Source organism: Halomonas sp. MCCC 1A11062 (assembly GCF_021404355.1).
In the GTDB taxonomy this organism is placed as follows: Bacteria; Pseudomonadota; Gammaproteobacteria; order Pseudomonadales; family Halomonadaceae; genus Halomonas; species Halomonas aerodenitrificans.
The window spans coordinates 1-23187 of record NZ_JABFTW010000004.1; the positions used below are offsets into that span (position 1 = coordinate 1).

A 23187-nucleotide genomic window follows, 5' to 3' on the forward strand; every position below is an offset into this window, starting at 1 on the left:
AGCACTTCCAGAAGCTGGAACTGGTCGTCAGCAACGTCAAGTTCCAGGACGGGGAGCAAGTGGTTGATCAATCAGACAGGAATGCGGCCTGATCGCCATCCACCAGATTTGACGATAACTCTGGAAGCGTGCTGGAAAGGCAGAAGAATACCGCCCGCAGCGATCAGCAGGCAGGCGGTGAACCACAGTCGTGCTACGCGGAATGTTCGATGCTGCCAGGCGATCGCCGCCCAAATGGCGGCTAGCGCGAAAGAGAGAAGAACGATAGTGATGTAAAGCGTGAAGAAATCCAGCTTCATGATGGCTCACCGAGGGCGCGCTCGGATGCCGCTGCAGACCGCCCTTGATCCTCCGGATGGGAAAGTAGAGTCCCTTGGTGAACTGGAAAAAAAGCAAGCGTGGGCGTTATTCCTATCCACCAGGTGCAGTGAAATGCAGTGTGAATATCAAGATTATGTCGAGTGTTCCACACTATAGCCGCCATCCTTGGCAGCTACTGGCGCCTGACGTCTGCCTCAGGAGTGTATAAGCCACTATGTGCCGAGCCGTCAGCGTTTTGGGTGCTTTGATACTTTATGGTTAAAGCGGCTACACATTGAAGCGGAAGTGGATCACGTCGCCGTCCTTGACCACGTATTCTTTGCCCTCGAGGCGCCACTTGCCGGCATCCTTGGCGCCCTGTTCGCCACCCAGGGTGACGAAGTCGTCATAGCCGATCACTTCGGCGCGGATGAAGCCCTTCTGGAAATCGGTGTGAATCACGCCGGCGGCCTCGGGGGCAGTGGCACCCACCTTGACGGTCCAGGCGCGCACTTCCTTCACCCCAGCGGTGAAGTAGGTCTGCAGGCCCAGCAGTTGGTAACCGGCGCGGATCACCCGGTCGAGCCCAGGCTCTTCCATGCCCATCTCGCCGAGGAACATGGCGCGCTCGTCGTCGTCGAGCTCGGCGATCTCGGCTTCGAGCTGGTTGCACACCGGCACCACCACGGCGCCCTCCTCGGCGGCAATCTCGTTGACGATGTCGAGATAAGGGTTGTTCTCGAAACCGTCTTCGTTGACGTTGGCGATATACATGGTCGGCTTGAGCGTGAGGAAGCCGAAGCTCTTGACCTGGCGCTTCTCGTCGTCGTCGAGGCCGAAGCTGCGCAGCGGCTGGCCTTCGGCCAGATGCGGCTGGACGCGCTCCAGGATCGCCTTGGTGGCGATGGCGTCCTTGTCACCGCCCTTGGCCACGCGCACCAGGCGCTGGATGGCCCGCTCCACGGTGTCGAGGTCGGCCAGCGCCAGCTCCAGGTTGATGGTCTCGATATCCGAGCGCGGATCGACCTGGTTGGCCACGTGGATGACGTTGTCGTTGTCGAAGCAGCGCACCACGTGGGCGATGGCCTGGGTCTCGCGAATGTTGGCCAGGAACTGGTTGCCGAGTCCCTCGCCCTTGGAAGCTCCCGCCACCAGGCCGGCGATGTCGACGAACTCCATGGTGGTGGGAATCACCTTCTGCGGACCCACGATCTCGGCCAGCTTGTCGAGGCGCGGATCGGGCATCGGCACGATACCGACGTTGGGCTCGATGGTACAGAAGGGGAAGTTCTCGGCATCGATGCCGGACTTGGTCAGGGCGTTGAAGAGGGTCGATTTGCCCACGTTGGGCAGACCGACGATACCGCAGTTGAAACCCATGATGATGTCCTGAATAAGATGGCGAGTGGTGCTCGCGAACGGGCGCTATTCTAGCTCAGTCTTGGCGCCGGTTCAGCCCGAGAAGCTGTGCAGTCGACTCATGGCCTTGGCCCAGTCGCCCGACACGACCAGTGGCAGCGTGGCCAGGCACTCGTTGAGGGCACCGCCGATGGCCTCGAGCTCCGCCTTGCCGGGGCGCCCGAGCACGTAGTTGGTGACCTGGCGCGAATCGCCGGGATGGCCGATGCCGATGCGCAGACGGTTGAAGCCTTTTTCGCCCAGCGCGCTGATGATGTCGCGCAGGCCGTTGTGCCCACCGTGGCCGCCGCCCTGCTTGTAACGGGCCGCGCCGGGGGGAATGTCCAGCTCATCGTGGGCCACCAGCAGTTCTTCGGGTGCGATCTTGTAGAACTGGCACAGGGCCGCGACGGCGCCGCCGCTGCGGTTCATGAAGGTGGTGGGCTCGAGCAGATGCAGCTCCTGGTCATTCAGCAGCACCTTGGCATAGAGGCCGAGGAACTTCTTCTCCTGACGCAGCTCGGTGCCGGCCTGGCGCGCCAGGATCTCCACCAGCCAGGCGCCGGCGTTGTGGCGTGTGGCAGCGTAGTTGTCACCGGGATTGCCCAGTCCGATGATCGCCTTGATCTGCGGCATGCGGGGTCTCCAAACAAAAACAAGCGCCGCAGCGCTTGATCGAGAAGGAAAGGGGCCGCCAAAGGCGGCCCCCGACGGCATGGCTTATTCGGCGCTGCCTTCGCCTTCCTCGCCTTCCTCACCCTCGGCCGCTTCACCGCGGGTCTTGGGCTTGGTGATGCTCAGCACGGCGTTGTCATGGTCGGCACCGTGGGACAGTTCGACCAGGGTCACGCCAGCCGGCAGCTCGAGGTCGGAGAGGTGCAGGGTGGTGCCCAGCTCGACGTTGGTGATGTCGACTTCCAGGAAGTCCGGCAGGTCCTTGGGCAGACAGCTGATCTGGATCTCGTTGGAGAGAATGTGCAGCTCGCCGCCCTGATCCTTGATGCCCTTGGACTTCTCTTCGCCCACCACGTGCAGCGGCACATTGATGGTGATGGCGTGAGTGGCGTCCACGCGCATGAAGTCGGCGTGGGTGACCAGCGGCTTGTACGGATGGCGCTGCAGATCACGCACAACCACCTGCTCTTTCTTGCCGTCGATGACGAGATTGAGCACGGAGGAGAAGAAGGTCTCGTCCTCGATGGCCTTGTAGAACGGGGCCTTCTCGAGGGAGATCGGCTGCGGAGCCTTGTCGCCGCCGTAGACGATGGCGGGAACTTCGAGGTTCGCACGACGCAGGCGGCGGCTCGCACCTTTCCCCAGGTCGTTACGAACGCTGGCATTGAGTGTGAAATCGGACATGTTGTTGCCTCTTGCTGAATGTAAGGGAGACGTGCGACCCGCGACCTGATCGCGACGTTCCCGAAAGCCCCCGTGGGGCGCTACTCCGCTGCCTTGTTCTTGCCGAGAGTCTTCGAGAATCTCAGTGGAACATGGCGCTGACGGATTCTTCGTTGCTGACGCGGCGGATCGCCTCGGCGATCAGGCCGGCCACGCTGAGCTGACGAATCTTGCCGCTGCGACGGGCGACGTCGGACAGCGGGATGGTGTCGGTCACCACTACTTCGTCGAGTACCGAACCGGTGATGTTTTCCACCGCCGGCCCGGAGAGGATCGGGTGGGTGGCATAGGCCACCACGCGGCGCGCGCCGTGGTCCTTCAGCGCGTCGCCGGCCTTGCACAGGGTGCCGGCGGTATCGATCATGTCGTCGACCACCACGCAGGTGCGGTTCTCGATCTCGCCGATGATGTGCATCACCTGGGCCTGGTTGGCCTGGGGGCGACGCTTGTCGATGATGGCGAGGTCGGCATTGAGCTGCTTGGCGATGGCGCGGGCCCGGACCACGCCGCCCACGTCGGGCGAGACTACCACCAGGTCATCGTAGTTCTGACGTTCGATGTCGTCGAGCAGGATCGGCGAACCGTAGACGTTGTCCACCGGGACGTCGAAGAAGCCCTGAATCTGGTCGGCATGCAGGTCCATGGTCATGACCCGATCGACGCCGGCCTTGACCATCATGTCGGCCACCACCTTGGCCGAGATCGGCACTCGGGCGGAGCGTACCCGGCGATCCTGACGCGCGTAGCCGAAGTAGGGCACCACGGCGGTGATACGGGTGGCCGAGGCACGGCGCAGGGCGTCAACCATCAGGATCAGTTCCATCAGGTTGTCATTGGTCGGTGCGCAGGTGGACTGCAGAATGAAGACGTCCTTGCCGCGAACGTTCTCGTTGATCTCGACCGCGATCTCGCCATCGCTGAACTGCCCGACCGTGGCGTTCCCCATACGAGTATCGAGACTCTCGGCGATTTTCTGGGCGAGTTCGGGGTTGGCATTCCCGGCAAAAACCATCAATTTTGACACGCGCATCCACCTATGCAGTGTTGGGGAGCTCAGTTGGCGATACAGGATACCGCAAGCACGGCGATTCGGCGCTTGCTGACAGCACGTTCATCGGCCAAGAGCAGCATGTAGCGGGGAGAGGTTCAGGCCGCGAGCCATGAAAGCAGTATAGTGGCTCGGTAGCTCGGCCATGATGTGCCGCGCTTCGGTCTGCGAGTCGAGCCGGGCGAAGATGCAGGCACCGGTTCCCGTCAGCATGGCGGGTGCCCGGCAGCCTAGCCAGTCGAGTGCCTCGGCGACCTGCGGATAGAGTGACCGGACCGTCGGTTCGCAGTCGTTGCTCCAGCTGGGCGCTCCCCCCTGCAGTGCGCGCGCCATGGTAATCGTGGCAGTGTCACGTGTCAATTGCGCTGCCCCGAACACCGCGGCTGTGGCGACTTCGATGCCGGGGTGCACGACCACGAACCAAGGGGTGTCCAGCGCTACCGGAGTGAGCCTTTCGCCCACTCCTTCGGCCCAGGCGGCTTGGCCGCGGACGAACACCGGCACGTCGGCGCCGAGGCGCAGGCCGAGTTCGGCCAGCCGATCGAGCGGGAGGTCGAGACGCCACAGGCGGTCGAGGCCGAGCAGCGCGGTGGCGGCATCGCTGCTGCCGCCACCCAGGCCGCCACCCAGCGGCAGGCGCTTGGTCAGGTGGATGTCGGCGCCCAGACGACAGCCGCTCTCGGCTTGCAGCAGCCGGGCCGCCCGCACGATCAGGTTGTCGCTGTCGGGCACACCCGGCAGGGCTGGTATCAGGCGGATCTGCTCATCGTCGCGCCGGCGCAGGTGCAGCGTGTCGCCGTGATCGAGGAACTGAAACAGCGTCTGCAGCTCGTGATAGCCATCGGCACGGCGGCCGACGATGTGCAGCATGCGGTTGAGCTTGGCCGGCGCCGGCAGGGTGAGCTCGGTTGCGGTCGCGCCGTCGCTCATCGGATCGATCGTCGACCCAGGCAGCGACTCAGTCATCGAGGACGGGGCGCCACTCGGTGACCACCAGGGTCACGCGCAGGTCGTCGTACTCCATGATCAGGCGACGCGGCAGCCACAGCGACTCCACCTCGACCCAGTCGCGATAGTCGATCTGCCAGCCGTCCTGCTCCAGACGCTGAGGAAAGCCCGTGTCGTCGTGTTCGAGCCGGTACTGGCTGTGGTCGGCGGGCAGGCCGCGGATCCAGTCGGCCAGCGAGCTGACCGGCAGCGACCAGCCGAGCTGCTGCTGCATCAGCGCTTCCGGGGTCTCGGCGACGAAGCGGCCATCGGCGTTGGTCAGCGAGAAGCGCCCCTCACGGCCTTCGAGCAGGTTGCGGCCGCTGCCGAAGGGGCCACTGATCAGCATGCGGTAGTAGTGCGGATGCTGACTCCAGTCGAGATTGGCGCTGGTCGACTCCTGGGGCGTGCGCAGGCCGGCCTTGCCGACCAGGATCCAGGTGTCCAGCTCGGCGAGGCGTTCCTGCTGCGCTTCCCAGCGGTCGGCGCGCATGTCGGGCGCGGTCGTCGGGGCGGCGCAGCCGGCCAGCAGGGCAAGTGTCAGGCCCGCCGCCAGGCATCGTATCGTGGTCATTCGGTGGTTCATGACGTCGTCTCGTGGGGCAGTGGGTTGGGTCAGGGTGCCAGCTCGGGAATGCGTTCGAGCAGCTCGTCGATGAGCGGGCGTTCATCGAAGCGTTGCAACGCCTGTTCGACCACCTTGCGAGCATCGTCGTGCCTTTCCAGTACCCATAGTACCTCGGCCAGGTGGGCGGCAATCTCCTGGTCGGGCATGCCGGCATAGGCGCGCTCCAGCCATGGCAGGGCGCGCTCGGGGTCGCCCAGACGGTAATACACCCAGCCCAGGCTATCCATGATGGCAGGGTTGCCGGGTTCGAGCTCATGGGCTCGCTCGATCAGCTCGCGGGCTTCTTCCAGGCGATCCTCGACATTGAGGTCCGCCAGGGTGTAGCCCAGGGCGTTCAGGGCGGTGGCGTTGTACGGGTTGGCTTCGATGATGCGCCCGAGATCGCGCTCCATGGCTTCGATGTCGCCACGCTCCCAGGAGCGCATGCCGCGAAGATAGAGCAGGGTCTCATCGTTGGGGGTGCGCGAGAGTTCGCGGTTCAGCAGCGCGTCGGCTTCCGCTTCCAGACCGGCTTCGCCGAGCAGTTCCACTTCCAGCGCTACCAGCTCGCTGAAGCGGGCCTCGTGGCGCAGGCGCTCGATACGGAGAAAGGCGCGGGCGTCGAGCAGCCGATCGTCCTCTATCAGCATGCGTGCCGCGCGCAGCCGAGCGCGCAGGAAGTCGCTGCCGGGCGCCACCTGACGGTAGTAGAGCAGGGCGTTGTCCACCTCGTCCTCTTCCTCGGCGATGATGCCCATCAGGTAAAAGGCGGCGGGTGGGGGCTCGTCGCTGCTCACCAGGGGCAGCAGCAGGCGCCGTGCGGCATCCAGGTAACCGTCTTCCAGGTAGAGGCCGGCGAGAGAGATGCGCAGCTCCTGGTTGCCGATGTGCTCGTCGAGCAGGGTCGAGGTGTGGCGCTCGGCGGCGTCGACATTGCCTAGCATCAGCTCGGCTTGTGCCAGCAGCAGCAGAAAGCGCGGGTCGCCGGGAGACACCGCGAGGCCGCGGCTTGCGGCCTCGCGGGCCTGGCGCGGGTTGTCCGCCTCCAGGGCCAGCTGCGCCCGGGTCAGCCACAGGGCGGGCAGTTCGGCGTGGTCGCGGGCGAGCTGGTCCAGCCGCCGCTCGGCCTGCAACGACTGCCCGGTGGCTGCCTCCAGGATGGCCGTGGCCAGCACGGCATCGTGATGGTGCGGGTGCGCGGCGGCTCCGGGACGTTCGAGATACGCACGCAGGCGCTCACGCAGAGGCAGTGGGTCGGTGCCGGCCTCCAGGGCCAGCTCGGCGAGAAGTGCCAATTCGGCATGCTGGCCCTGTTGTGCCAGTGCCAGGCGCCACTCCAGGGCCGTCGTCCAGTCGCCGCGCTGCAGTGCCAGCCCGGAGAGCAGGCGCAATGGCGCTTCGGCATCCGGAGCGAGTGCATGCCAGGTACTCACCGCCTGGTCGAGCAGCAGAATGTCATTGCTGAAACGCGCCGCCAGCGTGCCGCGCTCCGCCAGCGGTGCGGCCTGGTAGCGCTCGGCCATGGCCAGGTAACCCAGGGTGGCGCGGCGGTAGTCGCCGCGCTGTCCGGCAAACTCCGCTGTCAGCAGCGTGGCCAGTCCTTCGGCGTCCAGGCCGCGCTCGATGGGCGGGGCCGTGGCCAGGGGGTCGTCTGTAGCGGTGGCGAATGGCGAGGTGGCCAGGCCTTGGCAGCCGCTCAGCAGTGCAGCCAGGCCAAGCACTGCCAATCCTTGGCGCGAAGAGCGCTTCAACGTCGAGGGCATGCGTGTCTCATCCGGTGTCCCGAGGTGTCAGCATAACGGCTAGCCGCGCAGTGGCAAAGGGATCGCTGCGATCGGGGCGGCCAAGCCATGAAAGCGGCTTGCCTTGTCGTGTGTCAATTGCGCGCTTGGTGTGGCTGGCGCCGAGCGCGCAAGGCTGTGATAGAATGCAGCGCCGCAGATACGTTTTTTTCATTTACGCTGCCGCCGGCCGACATCACCGAAGACGCTTAACGCATGACGCTTCTTGCCCTTGGAATCAACCACAGGACGGCCACGGTCGCGGTGCGCGAGCGGGTCGCCTTCACTCCCGCGCAACTGGAGTCGGCGCTGACCCAACTGCGCCATATGCCCCAGGTGCACGAGGCGGCGGTGCTGTCGACCTGTAATCGCACGGAGCTTTATTGCGTCACCGAGCCGAGCGGCGAGCGAGCCATTCTCGACTGGCTGAGTCACTTCCATGGGTTGCAGCTCGATGAGCTGACTCCCTGCGCCTATCACTATCTGGACAACGATGCCGCACGTCATCTCATGCGCGTTGCCGTCGGGCTCGATTCGATGGTGCTGGGCGAGCCACAGATTCTCGGCCAGCTCAAGGAGGCGTATCAGTCTGCGCGTCAGGCGAGCGGCCTCGGCGGTGAGCTCGAGCTACTGTTTCAGCACACCTTTGCGGTGGCCAAGCAGGTGCGTACGCGCACCGGTATAGGCCAGAACCCGGTGTCGGTGGCCTATGCGGCAGTGAGCCTGGCCAGCCGCATCTTCGAGGACTTCGGTCGCGCCCGGGCGCTGTTGATCGGTGCCGGGGAGACCATCGAGCTGGTAGCCCGGCATCTGCGCGAGGCCGGCGTGCGCGACATGATCGTGGCCAACCGTACGCGGGAGCGTGCCGAGCTGCTGGCCGGCGAGTTCAATGCCGAAGCGATTTCGCTAAACGAGATACCCGACGCCCTGGCACGCTCCGACATCGTCATCTCTTCCACTGCCGCACCGCTGCCGATCCTGGGCAAGGGCATGGCCGAGCGGGCACTGAAGAAGCGTCGCCATCGACCGATCTTCATGGTCGACATCGCCGTTCCGCGTGACATCGAGCCCGAGGTGGGCGACCTGGACGACATCTTCCTGTATACGGTCGATGACCTCAACGAGGTGATCCAGGAGAACCGACGTCACCGTCAGGCAGCTGCCGACCAGGCGGAGTCGCTGATCGAGCATGGCGTGCACGTCTGGCTGCATGAGCGGCGCATTCGTGGCGGCGGCGAACTGATTCGCCGCTACCGTGACCGGGCGGCCGAGCTGCGGGAACTCTCGGAGCGCCAGGCACTGGCCCGACTGGCCCGCGGCGAGGATCCCGAAGAGGTGATTCGCCTGCTCGCTCATCAGCTCACCAACCGGCTGCTACACCAGCCCACGGTAGCGTTGCGCGAGGCGTCCGGGAGCGAGCGGCGCGATCTGCTCAGCGCTGCCGAGGCGCTACTGCTGAACTCCCCAACCACGAAAATCTGACAGGACACGTCATGAAAGCGACCCTGCGCCAGCGTCTCGATGGCTTCGTCGAGCGCTTCGAGGAGCTCGCCGCCCTGCTGGCGGAGCCCGAGGTGATCGGCGATCAGCCCCGGTTCCGCGACTATTCCCGCGAGTATGCCGAGCTCGAGCCCCTGGTCGAAGCCTGGCGCGACTACCGTGCCACCGAGGGCGACCTCGACGATGCTGCGCAACTGGCCGAGGACAGCGATGCCGAGATGCGCGAGCTGGCCCAACTGGAACTGGAAGAGGGTCGGGAGCGGCTAGAAGGGCTGGAGGTGCGGCTCAAGCAGCTGCTGGTGCCGCGCGATCCCGACGATGGACGCAACGTCTTTCTCGAGGTTCGCGCCGGTACCGGCGGCGACGAGGCGGCGCTGTTCGCCGGCGATCTGTTCCGCATGTACTCCCGCTACGCCGAGAAACAGGGCTGGAAGGTCGAGGTGATCAGCGCCAGTCACGGCGAGCAGGGCGGCTACAAGGAGATCATCTCGCGGGTGAAGGGCGACGGGGTCTATGCCAGGCTCAAGTTCGAATCGGGCGCTCACCGCGTGCAGCGCGTGCCGGCCACGGAGTCCCAGGGCCGCATCCACACCTCCGCCTGTACCGTGGCGGTGATGCCGGAGGCCGACGAGGTCGGTGACGTCGACATCAATCCCGCCGATCTGCGGGTGGACACCTTCCGCTCCAGCGGCGCCGGCGGTCAGCACGTCAACACCACCGACTCGGCCATTCGCATCACCCACCTGCCTACCGGCGTGGTGGTGGAGTGCCAGGAGGAGCGCAGTCAGCACAAGAACCGGGCCAAGGCGATGTCGCTGCTGGCCGCCCGCCTCAAACAGAGTGCCATGGAGAGCCGTCAGCGCGAGCAGGCCGATACCCGTCGCAGCCTGGTGGGCTCCGGGGATCGCAGCGAGCGAATCCGCACCTACAACTTCCCCCAGGGGCGGCTCACCGACCATCGCATCAACCTCACCCTCTACAAGCTGGGCGAAGTCATGGCCGGCGAACTCGACGAGGTACTCGACCCCCTGGTGCACGAGCACCAGGCCGAGCAGCTCGCGGCGCTGCAGCAGGAGGCCTGAGGTGGCGCCCGAGGGGCAGGGCGGGGCGGTAAGCGGAGGAGCCGTCCGACTCGACGCGCTGCTGGTGCGGGCGAGCGAGCGTCTGGCGCGTTCGGGTTCGCCCAGTCCCAGGCTCGATGCCGAAGTGCTGCTTTGCCATGTGCTCGAGGTGGATCGCACCTGGCTCTATACCTGGGGTGATAGGCCGGCGACCACCTTCCAGTGCGCGCGCTACGAGGCGCTCGTCGCCGCCCGGGCGGCGGGGCGCCCAGTGGCTTATCTCACCGGTATGCGCGAGTTCTGGGGGCTGCCGCTGGCTACCTCGCCGCACACCCTGATCCCGCGTCCCGATACCGAAACCCTGGTGGAGGTGCTGCTCGAACTGGCGGCGGAGCCATCGGGACGGCTACTCGATCTGGGCAGCGGTACCGGTGCCATTGCGTTGGCCTTCGCCAGCGAGCGACCCGGCTGGCAGGCTCTCGGCGTCGACCGGGTGCCCGAGGCCGTGGCGCTGGCCGAAGCCAATGCCCGACGGCTGGGCATCGCCAATGCGAGCTTTCTGCCGAGCGACTGGTTTGCGGCCGTGTCGGAGCAGCGCTTCACGCTGATCGCGGCCAATCCACCTTACATCGACGCCGAAGACCCTCACCTGAGTCAGGGCGACGTGCGCTTCGAGCCCATGAGCGCGCTGGTAGCGGCCGACTCGGGGCTGGCGGATCTGCGTCATATCGTCGAGCAGGCCGTCGATCATCTCGAGCCCGCTGGCTGGATCGTCCTCGAGCATGGTCACGAGCAGGCGGCAGCCGTGCGTGGCCTACTGCAAAGCTGTGGCTACGTGCAAGTGGACAGCCGGCGGGACCTGGGGGGGCGGGAGCGCGTCACCTTCGGTCGTTTGTCGTCATAGCGTTGAGGGATCGGTACTGGAGAGGGAGCGGGGGCTGTGGTACACCTGTTCAGGAAATAATTCCAAATGTCGTCATGTTTGTGACACTGAACACCAGCACTGTGCCTGATTGCCGCGCTTTTTCAGGTTGATTTGCTGTCATGGCGACGCTTCATTCACCCTGAATCGGCACCGCTCGACACGACAATGAAAACCAAGACCCGCTCACTGGACCGTATCGACCTCAAGATCCTGCGCTGTCTGCAGGAGAACGCCCGTATCTCCTACGTCGACCTGGCCGCCCAGGTAGGCCTTTCCACCACGCCTTGCCTGGAACGCGTCAAGCGTCTCGAAAAGTCCGGGGTCATCCGCGGCTACAAGGCTGTGCTCGATCCGCGCTCGCTCAAGGCCAACCTGCTGGTGTTCGTCGAGATCAGCCTGGAGACTCAGTCGCCGGCGGTGTTCGACGAGTTCCGCCGTGCAGTCTCCCGTCTGCCGCAGATCCAGGAGTGTCATCTGGTCTCGGGGCAGTTCGACTACATTCTCAAGTGCCGAATTCCTGAAATGGCCGCCTACCGTCAATTGCTCGGCGATGTGGTATTGACCCTTCCCGGGGTCAAGGAATCGAAGAGCTACGTGGTGATGGAGGAGGTCAAGGAGGAGTTCTCGCTCTACGTTCCCGATATCGAGGAGCTCGAAGACAAGTAATGGCCATGAACGACGAGGCGCTGCTGCGCTACAGCCGGCAGATCATGCTGGAGGCGATCGACATCGAGGGACAGGAGCGCCTGCTGGCCTCGCGGGTATTGGTGGTAGGCGCCGGTGGGCTGGGCTCGCCGGTAGCGCTCTACCTGGCCGCTGCCGGTGTCGGCCAGCTGACCCTGGCCGATGCCGACGTAGTGGAGCTTTCCAACCTGCAGCGTCAGATCGCTCACGGCATGGCCGATCTCCAGCGTAACAAGGCGTGCTCTGCACGCGACTCGGCGCTGGCGCTCAACCCGGGCTGCGACATTCGTGCAATCGAGGCGCATCTCGACGAGGCCGCGCTCGACGCGGTGGTTGCCGAAGTCGATCTGGTGCTCGACTGTACCGACCGTTTCTCCAGTCGCTATGCCATCAATGCCGCCTGCCGCCGAGCCGGTGTACCGCTGGTATCGGGGGCGGCCATCCGTTTCTCGGGACAGTTCGCCGTATTCGATCCGCGCGATCCGGCCGCCCCCTGTTATGCCTGCCTCTACCCGCCGGGAGAGGGGGGCGACGAAGAGCTGCGCTGTGCCGAGAACGGCGTCGTGGCGCCGCTGGTGGGATTGATCGGCTGCTTTCAAGCGCTGGAGGCGGTCAAACTGCTTAGCGGTGCCGGTACCCCGCACCGTGGGCTCTCCACCTTCGACGGCATGACGGGGCAGTGGCGCCATTTCCAGGTTCCACGAGATCCCGCCTGTCCAGTCTGTGCCGGCACCGAGAAGGCTGGGTGATGGTTATTATTTGACAGGTTTTTCGTGAAGCGAAACCGTGGCATTACGTTATGTCACGATTTCTATTTTTTAATTGATTGATTTTTATAGTATTTTCTTGGGTTTGAAGGTTCGTTCAAGAAGCTCGCCTGGAAAATATCGTTGTTGGATACTTGACACTCCCCATTGGTATGATGCCAGACTAAAGCAACCACAAGCTGGATCATTCCAGGAATCGTTGCATGGCCGATGCCGCACAGATTGCAAACCCCGCCTCCTACTACCGAGATTCGGTGGCGGTGCGTCTCGAGCAGGCGTGCCCGCCGCAGCGTGGGTATCAGCGCGTCGATGTCTGCGTCATCGGTGGCGGCATCACCGGCTGCTCCGCGGCGCTGCATCTAGCCGAGCGCGGCTACTCGGTGGCCTTGCTCGAAGCTCATGAGATCGGATTCGGAGCTTCCGGGCGCAGCGGCGGCCAGATCCTGCCCGGCCTGGGCACCGACATCACCACCGTGGAGCAGGCGCTGGGCCGTGAACGGGCCCGCCAGGTGTGGGAGATGAGCCGCGAGGCCGTGCGCCTGACGACGGCATTGATCGAACGTCACGCCATTCCCTGCGATCTCTCCTGGGGCTATCTGCATGCCGCGGTGAAGCCGCGTCACGTACGCGAACTGCGGCAGTTTCAGGAGCGCATGGCACGCGACTACGGCTACGAGGCGCTCGCCTGGCTCGAAGGCGGGGTGCTGCGCGAGCGTGTGGCCACCGATGCCTACCCCGGGGCGCTGTTCGAGAGCGAAGGCGGTCACCTGCATCCGCTCAATTACACCTTGGGTTTGGCGCGTGCTGCCCAGCAGGCGGGGGTGGCGATCCACGAGCATAGCCCGGCCCTGGACGTTCGCCGCGGCCAGCCGGCTACCGTGGTGACCGAGCACGGCGAGATCAGCGCCGATTTCGTGGTGGTGGGGGCCAACGCCTACCTGGGCCAGCTACTGCCGGAGCTGGATGGGCGCGTCATGCGTGCGGCCAACTACATCGTCGCCACCGAGCCTTTGGGTGAGGCGCGGGCCAGCCAAGTGCTGCCGCGCAACGATGCTCTGTCCGATGCCAACTTCGTGCTCGACTACTATCGCCTGTCGGCCGATAAGCGACTGATCTATGGTGGAGAGGTCAGCTACGATGGACGCGAGCCGCGTGGCCTGCAGCGGCGCATGGATGCCAAGATCGCGCGCCTCTTCCCGGTGCTCGAGGGCGTTCGCATCGACTACCGCTGGGGAGGGGACGTGGCCATCACGCTCAATCGAGCGCCGGACTTCGGCCGGCTCGGCGCCAACGTCTACTATGCCCAGGGCTACTCGGGGCACGGCATGGCGCTGGCTGGGCTGGCCGGAAAGCTCCTGGCCGAAGCCATCTCCGGTCAGAGCGAACGCTTCGATCTCTTTGCCGCCATGCCACACCGCCGCTTCCCGGGCGGCGAGCGCCTGCGCACGCCGCTGCTGGTGCTGGCGACCACGTTCTACAAACTGCGTGACCGACTATAACGACGAAAGGTTCGGCTAGAGCCGCAACGAGGTTCCCATGAAAGACCTGGAAAGCTGGCTGAAGGAACGACGCATCACCGAGGTGGAGTGTCTGGTCAGCGACATCACTGGTATCGCCCGCGGCAAGATCACTCCCGTATCGAAGTTCATGGCCGAGAAGGGCATGCGCCTGCCCGAAAGCGTGCTTCTGCAGACCGTCACCGGCGATTACGTCGAGGACGAGCTCTACTACTCATTGCTCGACCCGGCCGATATCGACATGCTGTGCCGGCCCGACAGCTCGGCGGTCTACCCGGTGCCCTGGGCACTCGAGCCTACCGCCCAGGTGATTCACGACTGCTACGACAAGATGGGCAACCCCATCGAACTCTCCTGTCGCAATCAGCTCAAGAAGGTATTGGCGCTCTATGCGGAGCAGGGCTGGAAGCCGGTGGTAGCACCGGAAATGGAGTTCTATCTGACCAAGCGCTGCGAGGATCCCGATCTGCCGTTGCTGCCGCCCATCGGACGCAGCGGGCGCCAGGAGACCGGGCGGCAGTCGTTCTCCATCGATGCGGCCAACGAGTTCGATCCATTGTTCGAGGACATGTACGACTGGTGCGAGGTCCAGGGGCTCGATATCGACACTCTGATCCATGAAGAGGGCACCGCCCAGATGGAGATCAACTTCCGTCACGGCGACCCCTTGATGCTGGCCGACCAGGTGTTCGTGTTCAAGCGCACCCTGCGCGAGGCCGCGCTCAAGCACGACGTGGTAGCCACCTTCATGGCCAAGCCGATCACCAACGAGCCTGGCAGCGCCATGCACATTCATCAGAGCGTGCTGGATGCGGCTACCGGCAAGAGCGTGTTCGCCAACGAGGATGGCTCCATGAGCCAGCTGTTCCTGCACCATATCGGCGGCATGCAGCGTTTCATCCCCGAGGCGCTGCCGCTGATGGCGCCCAACGTCAACTCCTTCCGTCGCTTCCTGCCCGACACGTCGGCGCCGGTCAACGTGGAGTGGGGCGTGGAGAATCGCACCTGCGGCCTGCGCGTACCCGATTCGTCCCCGCAGAATCGGCGCATCGAGAACCGTCTGCCGGGGGCCGACGCCAACGCTTATCTGGCCATTGCGGCCAGTCTGCTGTGCGGCTACCTGGGCATGGTGCAGCAGCTCAACCCTTCCGCGCCGGTGCAGGGGCGGGCGTTCGAGCGTCGTAACCTGCGCCTGCCGTTCACCCTGGAACAGGCATTGGAGCGCATGGAGAACTGCAGCGAGCTCGAGCAGTACATGGGCCATCGCTTCGTGACCGGCTACGTGGCGGTCAAGCGGGTGGAGAACGAGAATTTCAAGAAGGTGATCAGTTCGTGGGAGAGAGAATTTCTCCTGCTGAGCGTCTAGTGGAGAAAAATGTCCGGCGGTGACATGGCCGGGCTCACGAAAACCGTGCAGATAAAACAATGCAAACAAGAGGTGCCATCATGTCTTGTCAACTTAAGCTGTCCCTGGCCGTTGCGCTGGGCTCCCTGACTCTGGCCGCTGCGGCTGTCCAGGCCAACGAGGTGCGGGTCTACAACTGGTCGGATTACATCGCGCCGGATACCCTGCAGAAGTTCACCGAGGCCACCGGGATCCGGGTCATCTATGACGTCTACGACAGCAACGAGGTACTCGATGCGGCGATGCTCGCGGGCCGCTCGGGCTATGACGTGGTGGTGCCATCCAACCATTATCTGACCCGTCAGATCAGCGCCGGCGTGTACCAGGAGCTCGATCACGACAAGCTGCCCAACATGGCCAACCTCAACCCGGAGTTGCTGGACGATCTGGAGTTCATCGACCCCGGCAGCCGCTACTCCATTCCCTACATGTGGGGCACCAACGGCATCGGCTACAACGTCGAGCGGGTCACCGAGATTCTCGGTGACGACGCGCCGCTCGACTCCTGGGCGCTGCTCTTCGACCCCGAGATCACCACGGCGCTGCGCCAGGGCGGTTGCGGTATCTCGATGCTCGACTCGGGCGACGAGATGCTCTCGCCGGCCATGGCCTATCTCGGTCTCTCTCCGCTCTCCGAAGAGACGGCCGATCTCGAGGCGGCCGGCGACCTGATTGCGGCCGTGCGCGACAACATCACCTACTTCCACTCCTCGCGTTATATCTCGGACCTAGCCAACGGCGACATCTGCGTGGCGGCGGGCTACTCAGGCGACATCTTCCAGGCCGCCGACCGCGCCGAGGAGGCCGGCCGCGATTTCACCATCGACTACATCATTCCCAAGGAAGGCGCGGCGCTGTGGTTCGACATGATGGCGATTCCCGCCGATGCGCCGAACCCCGACAACGCTCATGCCTTCATCAACTTCATTCTCGAGCCCGAGGTCGCCGCTGCGATCACCGAGTACGTGGTCTATGCCAACCCCAACATCGCCGCCAACGAGTATCTCGACCCCGATATCCTCAACGATCCGGCCATCTACCCGGACCAGGAGGTGATGGACAACCTCTACGTGGCCGAGGAGAAGCCGCTGGCCGTGCAGCGGGTACGCACCCGCGTATGGAACCGGGTCAAGTCCGGCATGTGAGGCTTCATGCCGGCCCTTCGGGGCCGGCTGGTTCTGGTCTGGCTAGAGGAGGCGCTGCGATGCCGCAGACCCAGACACACGTTTCGGAGCCTGTGCGGCGAGCCACCGAAGGAGCGGTCGAAAGCGCTGCCGCACCCGGCAAGCCGCGACCGGTAAGGGAAGAGGGGCTGATGGAGATCCGTCGCGTCAGCAAGCGCTTCGACGGCGTGCTGGCGGTGGATGACGTCAGCCTGTCGATCCGCCGCGGCGAGATCTTCGCGCTGCTGGGCGGTTCGGGCTCGGGCAAGTCGACGCTGCTGCGCATGCTGGCCGGCTTCGAGAAGCCCAGCGAAGGGCAGGTCGTGCTCGACGGCGAGGACATCACCGCCATGCCGCCCTATGAGCGGCCGATCAACATGATGTTCCAGTCCTATGCGCTGTTCCCGCACATGACGGTGGCGCAGAACATTGCCTTCGGTCTCAAGCAGGACAAGCTGCCGCGGCGTGAGATCGAGGAGCGTGTGGCCGAGATGCTCAAGCTGGTGCACATGGAGGCCTACGCCCGGCGCAAGCCGCACCAGCTTTCCGGCGGCCAGCGTCAGCGCGTGGCGCTGGCACGCTCGCTGGCCAAGCGGCCCAAGCTGCTGCTGCTCGACGAGCCCATGGGGGCGCTGGACAAGAAGCTGCGTACCGAGATGCAGCTCGAGGTGGTGCAGATCCTGGAGCGGGTCGGCGTGACCTGCATCATGGTCACCCATGATCAGGAGGAGGCCATGACCATGGCCGACCGGGTAGCGATCATGTCGGATGGCTGGATCGCCCAGGTGGGCACGCCAGTGGACGTCTACGAGAGCCCGGCCAACCGCATGGTGGCGGAGTTCGTCGGTTCGGTGAACCTGTTCGAGGGTGACATCGTGGTCGACGAGGTCGATCACTGCGTGATCGAAAGCCCGGCCCTGGGCCGCCCGATCCGTATCGGCCATGGGGTCAGTACCCAGGCCGACGAGCGTCGGGTATGGGTCGCGCTGCGTCCGGAGAAGACAGGTCTCACCCGCGAGCGACCGCCGGGCGAGTGCAACTGGGAGGCCGGGGTGGTCGAGGACATTGCCTACCTGGGCGGCCTGTCGGTCTACTTCGTGCGGCTCGAGAGCGGTCAGCTGATCAAGGCCAGCATGGCCAATACCGAGCGCCGCGGCGACAGGCCGCGCTGGGACGAGCCGGTCTTCGTGTACTGGGACGAGCATAGCGCCGTCATCCTGCACGACTGAGCCATTGCCGGAGCCAGGGGAAAACTCATGACCAACCGTATCGTTCGACTGCGACGGTGGCTCAAGCCCGGTCGCGGCTGGGTCATCGCCGTGCCGCTGCTGTGGCTCACGCTGTTCTTTCTGCTGCCGTTTGGCATCGTGCTCAAGATTAGCCTCTCCGAGGCCGCCATTGCGGTACCGCCCTTCAGCCCCATCTTCGACTATGCCCACGAAACGCTGAACGTGGTCGTCACCTTCAGCAACTATCTCTTCCTGGCCACCGACTCGCTGTACGTCGCGGCCTACTGGGGCTCGGTCAAGATCGCGCTGCTGGCCACCGTACTCTGTCTGCTGCTCGGCTATCCCATGGCCTATGCCATGGCCCGGGCGCCGATCCATTGGCAGTTGGTGCTGCTGCTGCTGGTGATGCTGCCCTCCTGGACCTCGTTTCTGATTCGCGTCTACGCCTGGATGGGCATCCTCAGCAACAACGGCCTGATCAACAACCTGCTGATCTGGGTGGGGTTGATCGACTCGCCGATTCGCATGCTCAACACCAACTTTGCGGTGATATTGGGCATCGTCTATGCCTACCTGCCCTTCATGGTGCTGCCGCTTTACGCCAATCTGACGCGTCTGGATGGCTCGCTGCTGGAAGCGGCATCGGACCTCGGTTCGCGTAAGTTCAACACCTTCCTGAAGGTGACCCTGCCACTATCGAAGGGCGGCATCATCGCCGGCTCGATGCTGGTATTCATCCCGGCGGTGGGGGAGTACGTGATACCGGAGCTGCTGGGCGGCCCCAACACGGTGATGATCGGCAAGGTGCTGTGGGAGGAGTTCTTCCACAACCGCGACTGGCCGGTGGCCTCGGCGCTGGCGATGGTGATGCTGGCGATCCTGATCGTGCCCATCGCCCTGTTCCATCGCTATCAGTCCCGTGAGCTTCAGGAGTGATGACCATGCGCAAGCCATCCTTCACTACCGTGATGCTGATCGTCGGCCTGCTGTTTCTCTATCTACCGATGGTCGTGCTGGTCATCTACTCGTTCAACGCGTCACGCCTGGTGACGGTGTGGGCAGGGTTCTCAACCCGCTGGTACCTGGAGCTGTTTCGCGACCAGCAGATCCTCTCGGCGGTATGGACCAGCCTGCGCATCGCCTTCTTCTCGGCTTCCATGGCGGTGTGCCTGGGCACCCTGGCCGCCTTCGTGATGGTGCGCTTCACCCGCTTTCGCGGCAAGACGGCGCTTTCCAGCATGGTCACCGCACCGCTGGTGATGCCCGAGGTGATCACCGGCCTGTCTCTGCTGCTGCTGTTCGTGCACATGGCGCAGACCATCGGCTGGCCGGCGGATCGCGGCATGGTCACCATTTGGATCGCCCACACCACCTTCTGCAGTGCCTACGTGGCGGTAGTGGTGGCGTCGCGCCTGCGTGAGCTGGACCTCTCCATCGAGGAGGCCGCCATGGACCTCGGCTCGCGGCCGGTGCGTACCTTCTTTCAGATCACGCTGCCGATGATCGCGCCGGCCGTGGCGGCGGGCTGGCTGCTGGCCTTCACCCTGTCGCTGGACGATCTGGTGATCGCCAGTTTCGTTTCCGGCCCCGGTGCCACCACGCTGCCAATGGTGGTGTTCTCCTCGGTGCGCCTCGGCGTCTCGCCGAAGATCAACGCCCTGGCCACGTTGATTATCCTGGCGGTATCGCTGGCCACCTTCATCACCTGGTACCTGATGCGGCGCAGCGAGGCCAAGCGCAGGCAGGCGATGCTGCAGGATATGACCACCGGTAGGTGATATTTCTCTCTTAGTGTGAGGTAGTTATGTCGAGCAGTGCCAACGCCGAGCATGTGGCGTCCTACTATGCCGCCACGGCCAACCCTGCGCCCGAGCGCCCTGCACTCGAAGGCGACATCGAGTGCGACGTGTGCGTGGTGGGGGCGGGCTTCACCGGGATCTCCTCGGCGCTGCATCTTGCCGAGCAGAGGCACGCAGTGGTGGTGCTCGAAGCCGCCCGGGTCGGCTTCGGCGCCTCGGGGCGTAACGGCGGCCAGATCGTCAACAGCTACAGCCGCGACATGGACGTGATCGAGGCCAAGTACGGCACCGAGACCGCCCGTGCCCTGGGCGACATGGCCTTCGAGGGCAATCGCATCATTCGCGAGCGTATCCGTCAGTACGCCATCGCCTGCGATCTCAAAAACGGCAATCTGTTCGCCGCCTGCAACAGCAAGCAGCTCGAGGGGCTACGCGAGCACAAGGCGCTGTGGGAGCGGTTCGGCAACCACGAGCTCGAGTTGCTGGAAGGCGAGGCCTACAAGCGTGAGGTCGGCAGCGAGCGCTACACCGGTGCCCTGGTGGACCACTCCGGCGGCCACCTGCACCCGCTCAACCTGGTGCTGGGCCAGGCAGCCGCCTTCGAGTCGCTGGGCGGCGTCATTCACGAACGCACCCCGGTAACCGGGGTGCGTCACGGCGAGATGGTGACGCTGACCACCCCGCGCGGCAGCATACGCGCCCGGCGTGTAGTGATGGCCGGTAACGCCTACCTGCAAGGGGTGCTGCCGGAACTGGAGAGCAAGTCGATGCCCTGCGGCACCCAGATCGTCACCACCGAGCCGTTGCCGGAAGCGCTGCGCCGTGAGCTGATTCCCAACGACATGGCGGTGGAGGACTGCAACTACCTGCTCGACTACTACCGCTTCACCGCCGACGGCCGCCTGCTCTACGGCGGCGGGGTCAACTACGGCGGGCAGGACCCGGCGGACATCGCCGCGGTGATCCGACCCAAGATGCTCAAAACCTTTCCTCAGCTTGCCGATGTGCGCATCGACTTCGCCTGGAGCGGCAACTTTTTGATGACGTTGAATCGCCTGCCTCAGTTCGGTCGGCTCAACGACAATGTCTACTACGCTCAGGGCTACTCGGGCCATGGGGTAACCTGCTCGCACCTGGCGGGTCGGCTGATCGCCGAGGTGATGCGCGGCGACAGCGGGCGTTTCGATGCCTTCGCCGGCCTGCCTCACTTGCCATTCCCCGGCGGGCGGCTGCTGCGGGTGCCGCTCTCGGCGCTGGGGGCCTGGTACTACGCGACGCGGGACCGGCTCGGCTGGTGAATGTCGCCAAGGACTGACACTGGGACAAAAAAAGTGAAAGCCGCTGCGCTACGCTTATCGACTTTTCTCGACGCCGTATACTGAAGTTATCCCACGGGCGGCATGGAATCGCCGCCCTGCGTCTCTCCTCCACATCGTATCTAGCCGAGCCTTGTCAGCCCGGGGCGCATCGCGTCCCGCAGGAGGAGTGTCATGAATAAATCGATCGTGATCGGAACCACGCTGAGCGTGCTCGGCCTGGGTGGTTTGGCCCTGGGTGCGTGGCAGGTGCAGCAGGAACAGGAGCCGCAGGAGCGCGGCCCCCAGTTCGCCGAGGTCGTGGCGATACAGCCGGTGACGCGCAGCGTCGAGACCCCCCGTGAGGTATGCGAGGACGTGGTGGTACACCAGCAGGCACAGGCGCCCAGCCGTGATCCGCATCGTATCGCCGGCACCGCGGCGGGGGCCGTGGTGGGTGGCCTGCTCGGCAATCAGGTCGGCGGTGGCAGTGGCAAGACCCTGGCCACCGTGGCGGGTGCGGTCGGTGGCGGCTACGCCGGGCGCGAGATTCAGGGGCGTATCGAGGCCAACCAGACCCAGACCTACACCACTACGCAGCGACAGTGCCATACCGTCATGGACAGCTCCGAGGAGACCGTCGGTTACGACGTGACCTGGCGCCACGGTGAGTTGACCGAGGTGTCGCGGCTGGATCACCGGCCCCAGGGCAACCGCGTGCTGCTCGACGAGGGCCAGCCGCGCTGGGACCTGCCGCTGGCCAGCGCGGACGGTTGATTCTTTTCGTTATCTTTCCTGCATTGCCCCGGCTCGGGCCGGGGCGCCGTTTGGCGGCTTGCCGTCTCTCCCGGTCAGGCCTGCTGCGTCAAACGTGACGCAGGTACCAGGCGTATTCCAGCTGGCTCACCTCCTGCATGGCCTGTTCGCGCTCGGCCCGACGGTTGGCCAGGAAGACGTGGACGAAGTTGGCGCCCAAGGCGGCCTTGAGTGGTTCGCTCGCCTCGAGCAGGTCGAGCGCCTGCTGCCAGCTGTTGGTCAGCGTGGGCTCGAACTGTTCGTAGGCGTTGCCTTCCACCGGGGCGGGCGGCGTCAGCTGACGGTCGATGCCGTAGTCGATGCCGGCTAGCAGTACCGCCATCAGCAGGTAGGGGTTGACGTCGGCGCCGGCGACGCGATGCTCGATGCGTCTGGCGTCGTTGCAGCCGGAGGGAATGCGCAGGGCCACCGAGCGGTTGTCGAAGCCCCAGGTCGGGGTCATGGGCACGTAGAGCCCTGGCTGGAAACGCCGGAACGAGTTGAGGTTGGGGGCGCAGATCGCCATGCTGGCTGGCATCAGTTCGAGTAGCCCGGCGATTGCCCGGTGCAGCGTTTCGCTGCCCAGCGGGTCGCCGTTTTCGGCGGCGAAGACGTTGCGCCCATGGGCATCCAGCAGGCTGAGATGCACGTGGGTGCCGTTGCCGGCCTCGAGGCCGTAGGGCTTGGCCATGAAGGTGGCCTCGAAGCCGTGATTGAGTGCCACCCCCTTGATCAGCCGCTTGAGCAGCACGGCGCTGTCGCAGGCTTTGAGCGCATCGTCGCAGTGGCCGAGGGTGATCTCGAATTGACCCGGCGCACACTCCTTGAGCGTGGTGTCCAGCGGCAGGCCCTGGCATTCGGCGGCTTGGCGCACGTCGTCGAGAAAGTCGGCGTACTCGTCTAGTTCCCCGATGGAGTAGAGCTGGCTCTGGGTGGCGCGTTCGCCGCTGCGGGGCGAGCGTGGCGGCTGGATCCGCCCTTCGTCGGTGCGCTCTCTGTCCAGCAGGTAGAACTCCATTTCCACCGCGGCCACCGGTGCCAGGCCACGCTCTCTCAGCCGCTCCAACTGTCGTGACAGGACCTGGCGCGGGTCGGCAAAGAAGGGGCTCTCATCGCGCTCGATCATGGTCATCAGCAGCTGCGCCTGGCGCCCGCCGCGCAGCCATGGGGTCGGCATCAGCGTTCCCGCTACCGGCTGGCAGACTCGGTCGCTGTCGCCGATGGCGAGGCCCAGGCCGGTGGCCTCGATGGTATGGCCGTTGATGTCCAGCGCGAAGACCGAGGCCGGCAGGTTGATACCCTGATGGAACACCTTGTCGAGATTCTCTCGGGGGATACGCTTGCCGCGCATCACGCCGTTGAGGTCGCTGATCAGCAGATCGATGCTGTCGATGTCGGTGTGGCGGGCTAGGAACTCGCGGGCCTGATCTGCACTTGGCGACGGCATGGCAGCACCTGTTGTGTGTTGAGTTGTCCGGTTTTGCTCTATCTTTCGATGCTGTGTCGTTGTTGTCAAATCCTTTACGCT

General features: G+C 64.7%; 22 protein-coding genes. 13 read left to right on the forward strand and 9 right to left on the reverse strand.

Annotation, left to right across the window (positions count from 1 at the left end):
• Positions 1 to 71: 71 nt before the first annotated feature.
• From HOP58_RS05405 to HOP58_RS05440, 8 genes are all read right to left on the reverse strand, one after another.
• Entirely contained in the window at positions 72 to 299 is a 228-nt protein-coding gene (locus tag HOP58_RS05405; protein ID WP_234259766.1) for a hypothetical protein, read from the reverse strand.
• Positions 300 to 588: 289 nt separating this feature from the next.
• Positions 589 to 1680 (reverse strand): redox-regulated ATPase YchF, encoded by a 1092-nt coding sequence (gene ychF / locus HOP58_RS05410; RefSeq protein WP_234259767.1) that lies wholly within the window; start codon positions 1678 to 1680, stop codon positions 589 to 591.
• Positions 1681 to 1752: 72 nt separating this feature from the next.
• On the reverse strand, positions 1753 to 2334 hold the full coding sequence (gene pth, locus HOP58_RS05415; RefSeq protein WP_010629231.1) for an aminoacyl-tRNA hydrolase: 582 nt from the start codon (positions 2332 to 2334) through the stop codon (positions 1753 to 1755).
• 84 nt (positions 2335 to 2418) lie between these two features.
• The gene (locus HOP58_RS05420; RefSeq protein ID WP_234259768.1) at positions 2419 to 3057 is read right to left on the reverse strand and encodes a 50S ribosomal protein L25/general stress protein Ctc; all 639 of its coding nucleotides are present in this window, start codon (positions 3055 to 3057) and stop codon (positions 2419 to 2421) included.
• Positions 3058 to 3178: 121 nt separating this feature from the next.
• Entirely contained in the window at positions 3179 to 4120 is a 942-nt protein-coding gene (locus HOP58_RS05425; RefSeq protein WP_010629229.1) for a ribose-phosphate pyrophosphokinase, read from the reverse strand.
• An 87-nt stretch (positions 4121 to 4207) separates the two neighbouring features.
• Positions 4208 to 5074: a 4-(cytidine 5'-diphospho)-2-C-methyl-D-erythritol kinase gene (gene ispE, locus HOP58_RS05430; protein ID WP_234259769.1), complete on the reverse strand. Its 867-nt coding sequence runs from the start codon at positions 5072 to 5074 to the stop codon at positions 4208 to 4210.
• Between the two features lie 28 nt (positions 5075 to 5102).
• The gene (gene lolB, locus HOP58_RS05435; protein WP_234253101.1) at positions 5103 to 5705 is read right to left on the reverse strand and encodes a lipoprotein insertase outer membrane protein LolB; all 603 of its coding nucleotides are present in this window, start codon (positions 5703 to 5705) and stop codon (positions 5103 to 5105) included.
• Positions 5706 to 5746: 41 nt separating this feature from the next.
• Complete coding sequence (locus tag HOP58_RS05440; protein WP_051004667.1) at positions 5747 to 7501, reverse strand: tetratricopeptide repeat protein; 1755 nt, start codon at positions 7499 to 7501, stop codon at positions 5747 to 5749.
• A gap of 234 nt (positions 7502 to 7735) precedes the next feature.
• Here HOP58_RS05440 and hemA point away from each other — a divergent pair, with 234 nt between their 5' ends.
• The 13 genes from hemA to HOP58_RS05505 all read left to right on the forward strand — a co-directional run bounded on the left by hemA (position 7736) and on the right by HOP58_RS05505 (position 21641).
• A complete protein-coding gene (hemA, locus tag HOP58_RS05445) occupies positions 7736 to 9001 on the forward strand; it encodes a glutamyl-tRNA reductase (RefSeq protein ID WP_010629225.1) in 1266 nt (421 codons plus the stop codon).
• Positions 9002 to 9012: 11 nt separating this feature from the next.
• Positions 9013 to 10101: a peptide chain release factor 1 gene (prfA, locus tag HOP58_RS05450; RefSeq protein WP_234259770.1), complete on the forward strand. Its 1089-nt coding sequence runs from the start codon at positions 9013 to 9015 to the stop codon at positions 10099 to 10101.
• Position 10102: 1 nt separating this feature from the next.
• Complete coding sequence (gene prmC, locus HOP58_RS05455; protein WP_346657451.1) at positions 10103 to 10984, forward strand: peptide chain release factor N(5)-glutamine methyltransferase; 882 nt, start codon at positions 10103 to 10105, stop codon at positions 10982 to 10984.
• Positions 10985 to 11170: 186 nt separating this feature from the next.
• Positions 11171 to 11671, forward strand: coding sequence for an Lrp/AsnC ligand binding domain-containing protein (locus HOP58_RS05460; protein ID WP_010629222.1), 501 nt, complete (start codon positions 11171 to 11173; stop codon positions 11669 to 11671).
• Positions 11672 to 11676: 5 nt separating this feature from the next.
• Positions 11677 to 12438 (forward strand): molybdopterin-synthase adenylyltransferase MoeB, encoded by a 762-nt coding sequence (gene moeB, locus HOP58_RS05465; protein WP_234259899.1) that lies wholly within the window; start codon positions 11677 to 11679, stop codon positions 12436 to 12438.
• Between the two features lie 221 nt (positions 12439 to 12659).
• Positions 12660 to 13955, forward strand: a complete 1296-nt coding sequence (locus HOP58_RS05470) for an FAD-binding oxidoreductase (RefSeq protein WP_234259771.1) — start codon at positions 12660 to 12662, stop codon at positions 13953 to 13955.
• Positions 13956 to 13992: 37 nt separating this feature from the next.
• Positions 13993 to 15339, forward strand: coding sequence for a glutamine synthetase family protein (locus tag HOP58_RS05475; protein WP_234253107.1), 1347 nt, complete (start codon positions 13993 to 13995; stop codon positions 15337 to 15339).
• Between the two features lie 80 nt (positions 15340 to 15419).
• Positions 15420 to 16523, forward strand: a complete 1104-nt coding sequence (locus HOP58_RS05480; protein ID WP_234259772.1) for a polyamine ABC transporter substrate-binding protein — start codon at positions 15420 to 15422, stop codon at positions 16521 to 16523.
• A 170-nt stretch (positions 16524 to 16693) separates the two neighbouring features.
• Positions 16694 to 17770 carry a polyamine ABC transporter ATP-binding protein gene (potA, locus tag HOP58_RS05485; RefSeq protein ID WP_141638656.1) on the forward strand — a complete coding sequence of 359 codons (1077 nt, stop codon included), beginning with the start codon at positions 16694 to 16696 and terminating at the stop codon, positions 17768 to 17770.
• Positions 17771 to 17797: 27 nt separating this feature from the next.
• Positions 17798 to 18706, forward strand: a complete 909-nt coding sequence (locus HOP58_RS05490) for an ABC transporter permease subunit (RefSeq protein ID WP_010629216.1) — start codon at positions 17798 to 17800, stop codon at positions 18704 to 18706.
• On the forward strand, positions 18706 to 19548 hold the full coding sequence (locus HOP58_RS05495; RefSeq protein ID WP_234259773.1) for an ABC transporter permease subunit: 843 nt from the start codon (positions 18706 to 18708) through the stop codon (positions 19546 to 19548). Before HOP58_RS05490 ends, HOP58_RS05495 begins: the two co-directional genes overlap by 1 nt.
• Positions 19549 to 19574: 26 nt before the next feature.
• Complete coding sequence (locus tag HOP58_RS05500) at positions 19575 to 20867, forward strand: FAD-binding oxidoreductase (RefSeq protein ID WP_010629214.1); 1293 nt, start codon at positions 19575 to 19577, stop codon at positions 20865 to 20867.
• Between the two features lie 192 nt (positions 20868 to 21059).
• Entirely contained in the window at positions 21060 to 21641 is a 582-nt protein-coding gene (locus tag HOP58_RS05505) for a glycine zipper 2TM domain-containing protein (RefSeq protein WP_010629213.1), read from the forward strand.
• An 88-nt stretch (positions 21642 to 21729) separates the two neighbouring features.
• On the opposite strand, the gene HOP58_RS05510 is transcribed toward HOP58_RS05505, so the two are convergent.
• Complete coding sequence (locus HOP58_RS05510; protein WP_234259774.1) at positions 21730 to 23106, reverse strand: glutamine synthetase family protein; 1377 nt, start codon at positions 23104 to 23106, stop codon at positions 21730 to 21732.
• Between the last annotated feature and the right edge of the window lie 81 nt (positions 23107 to 23187).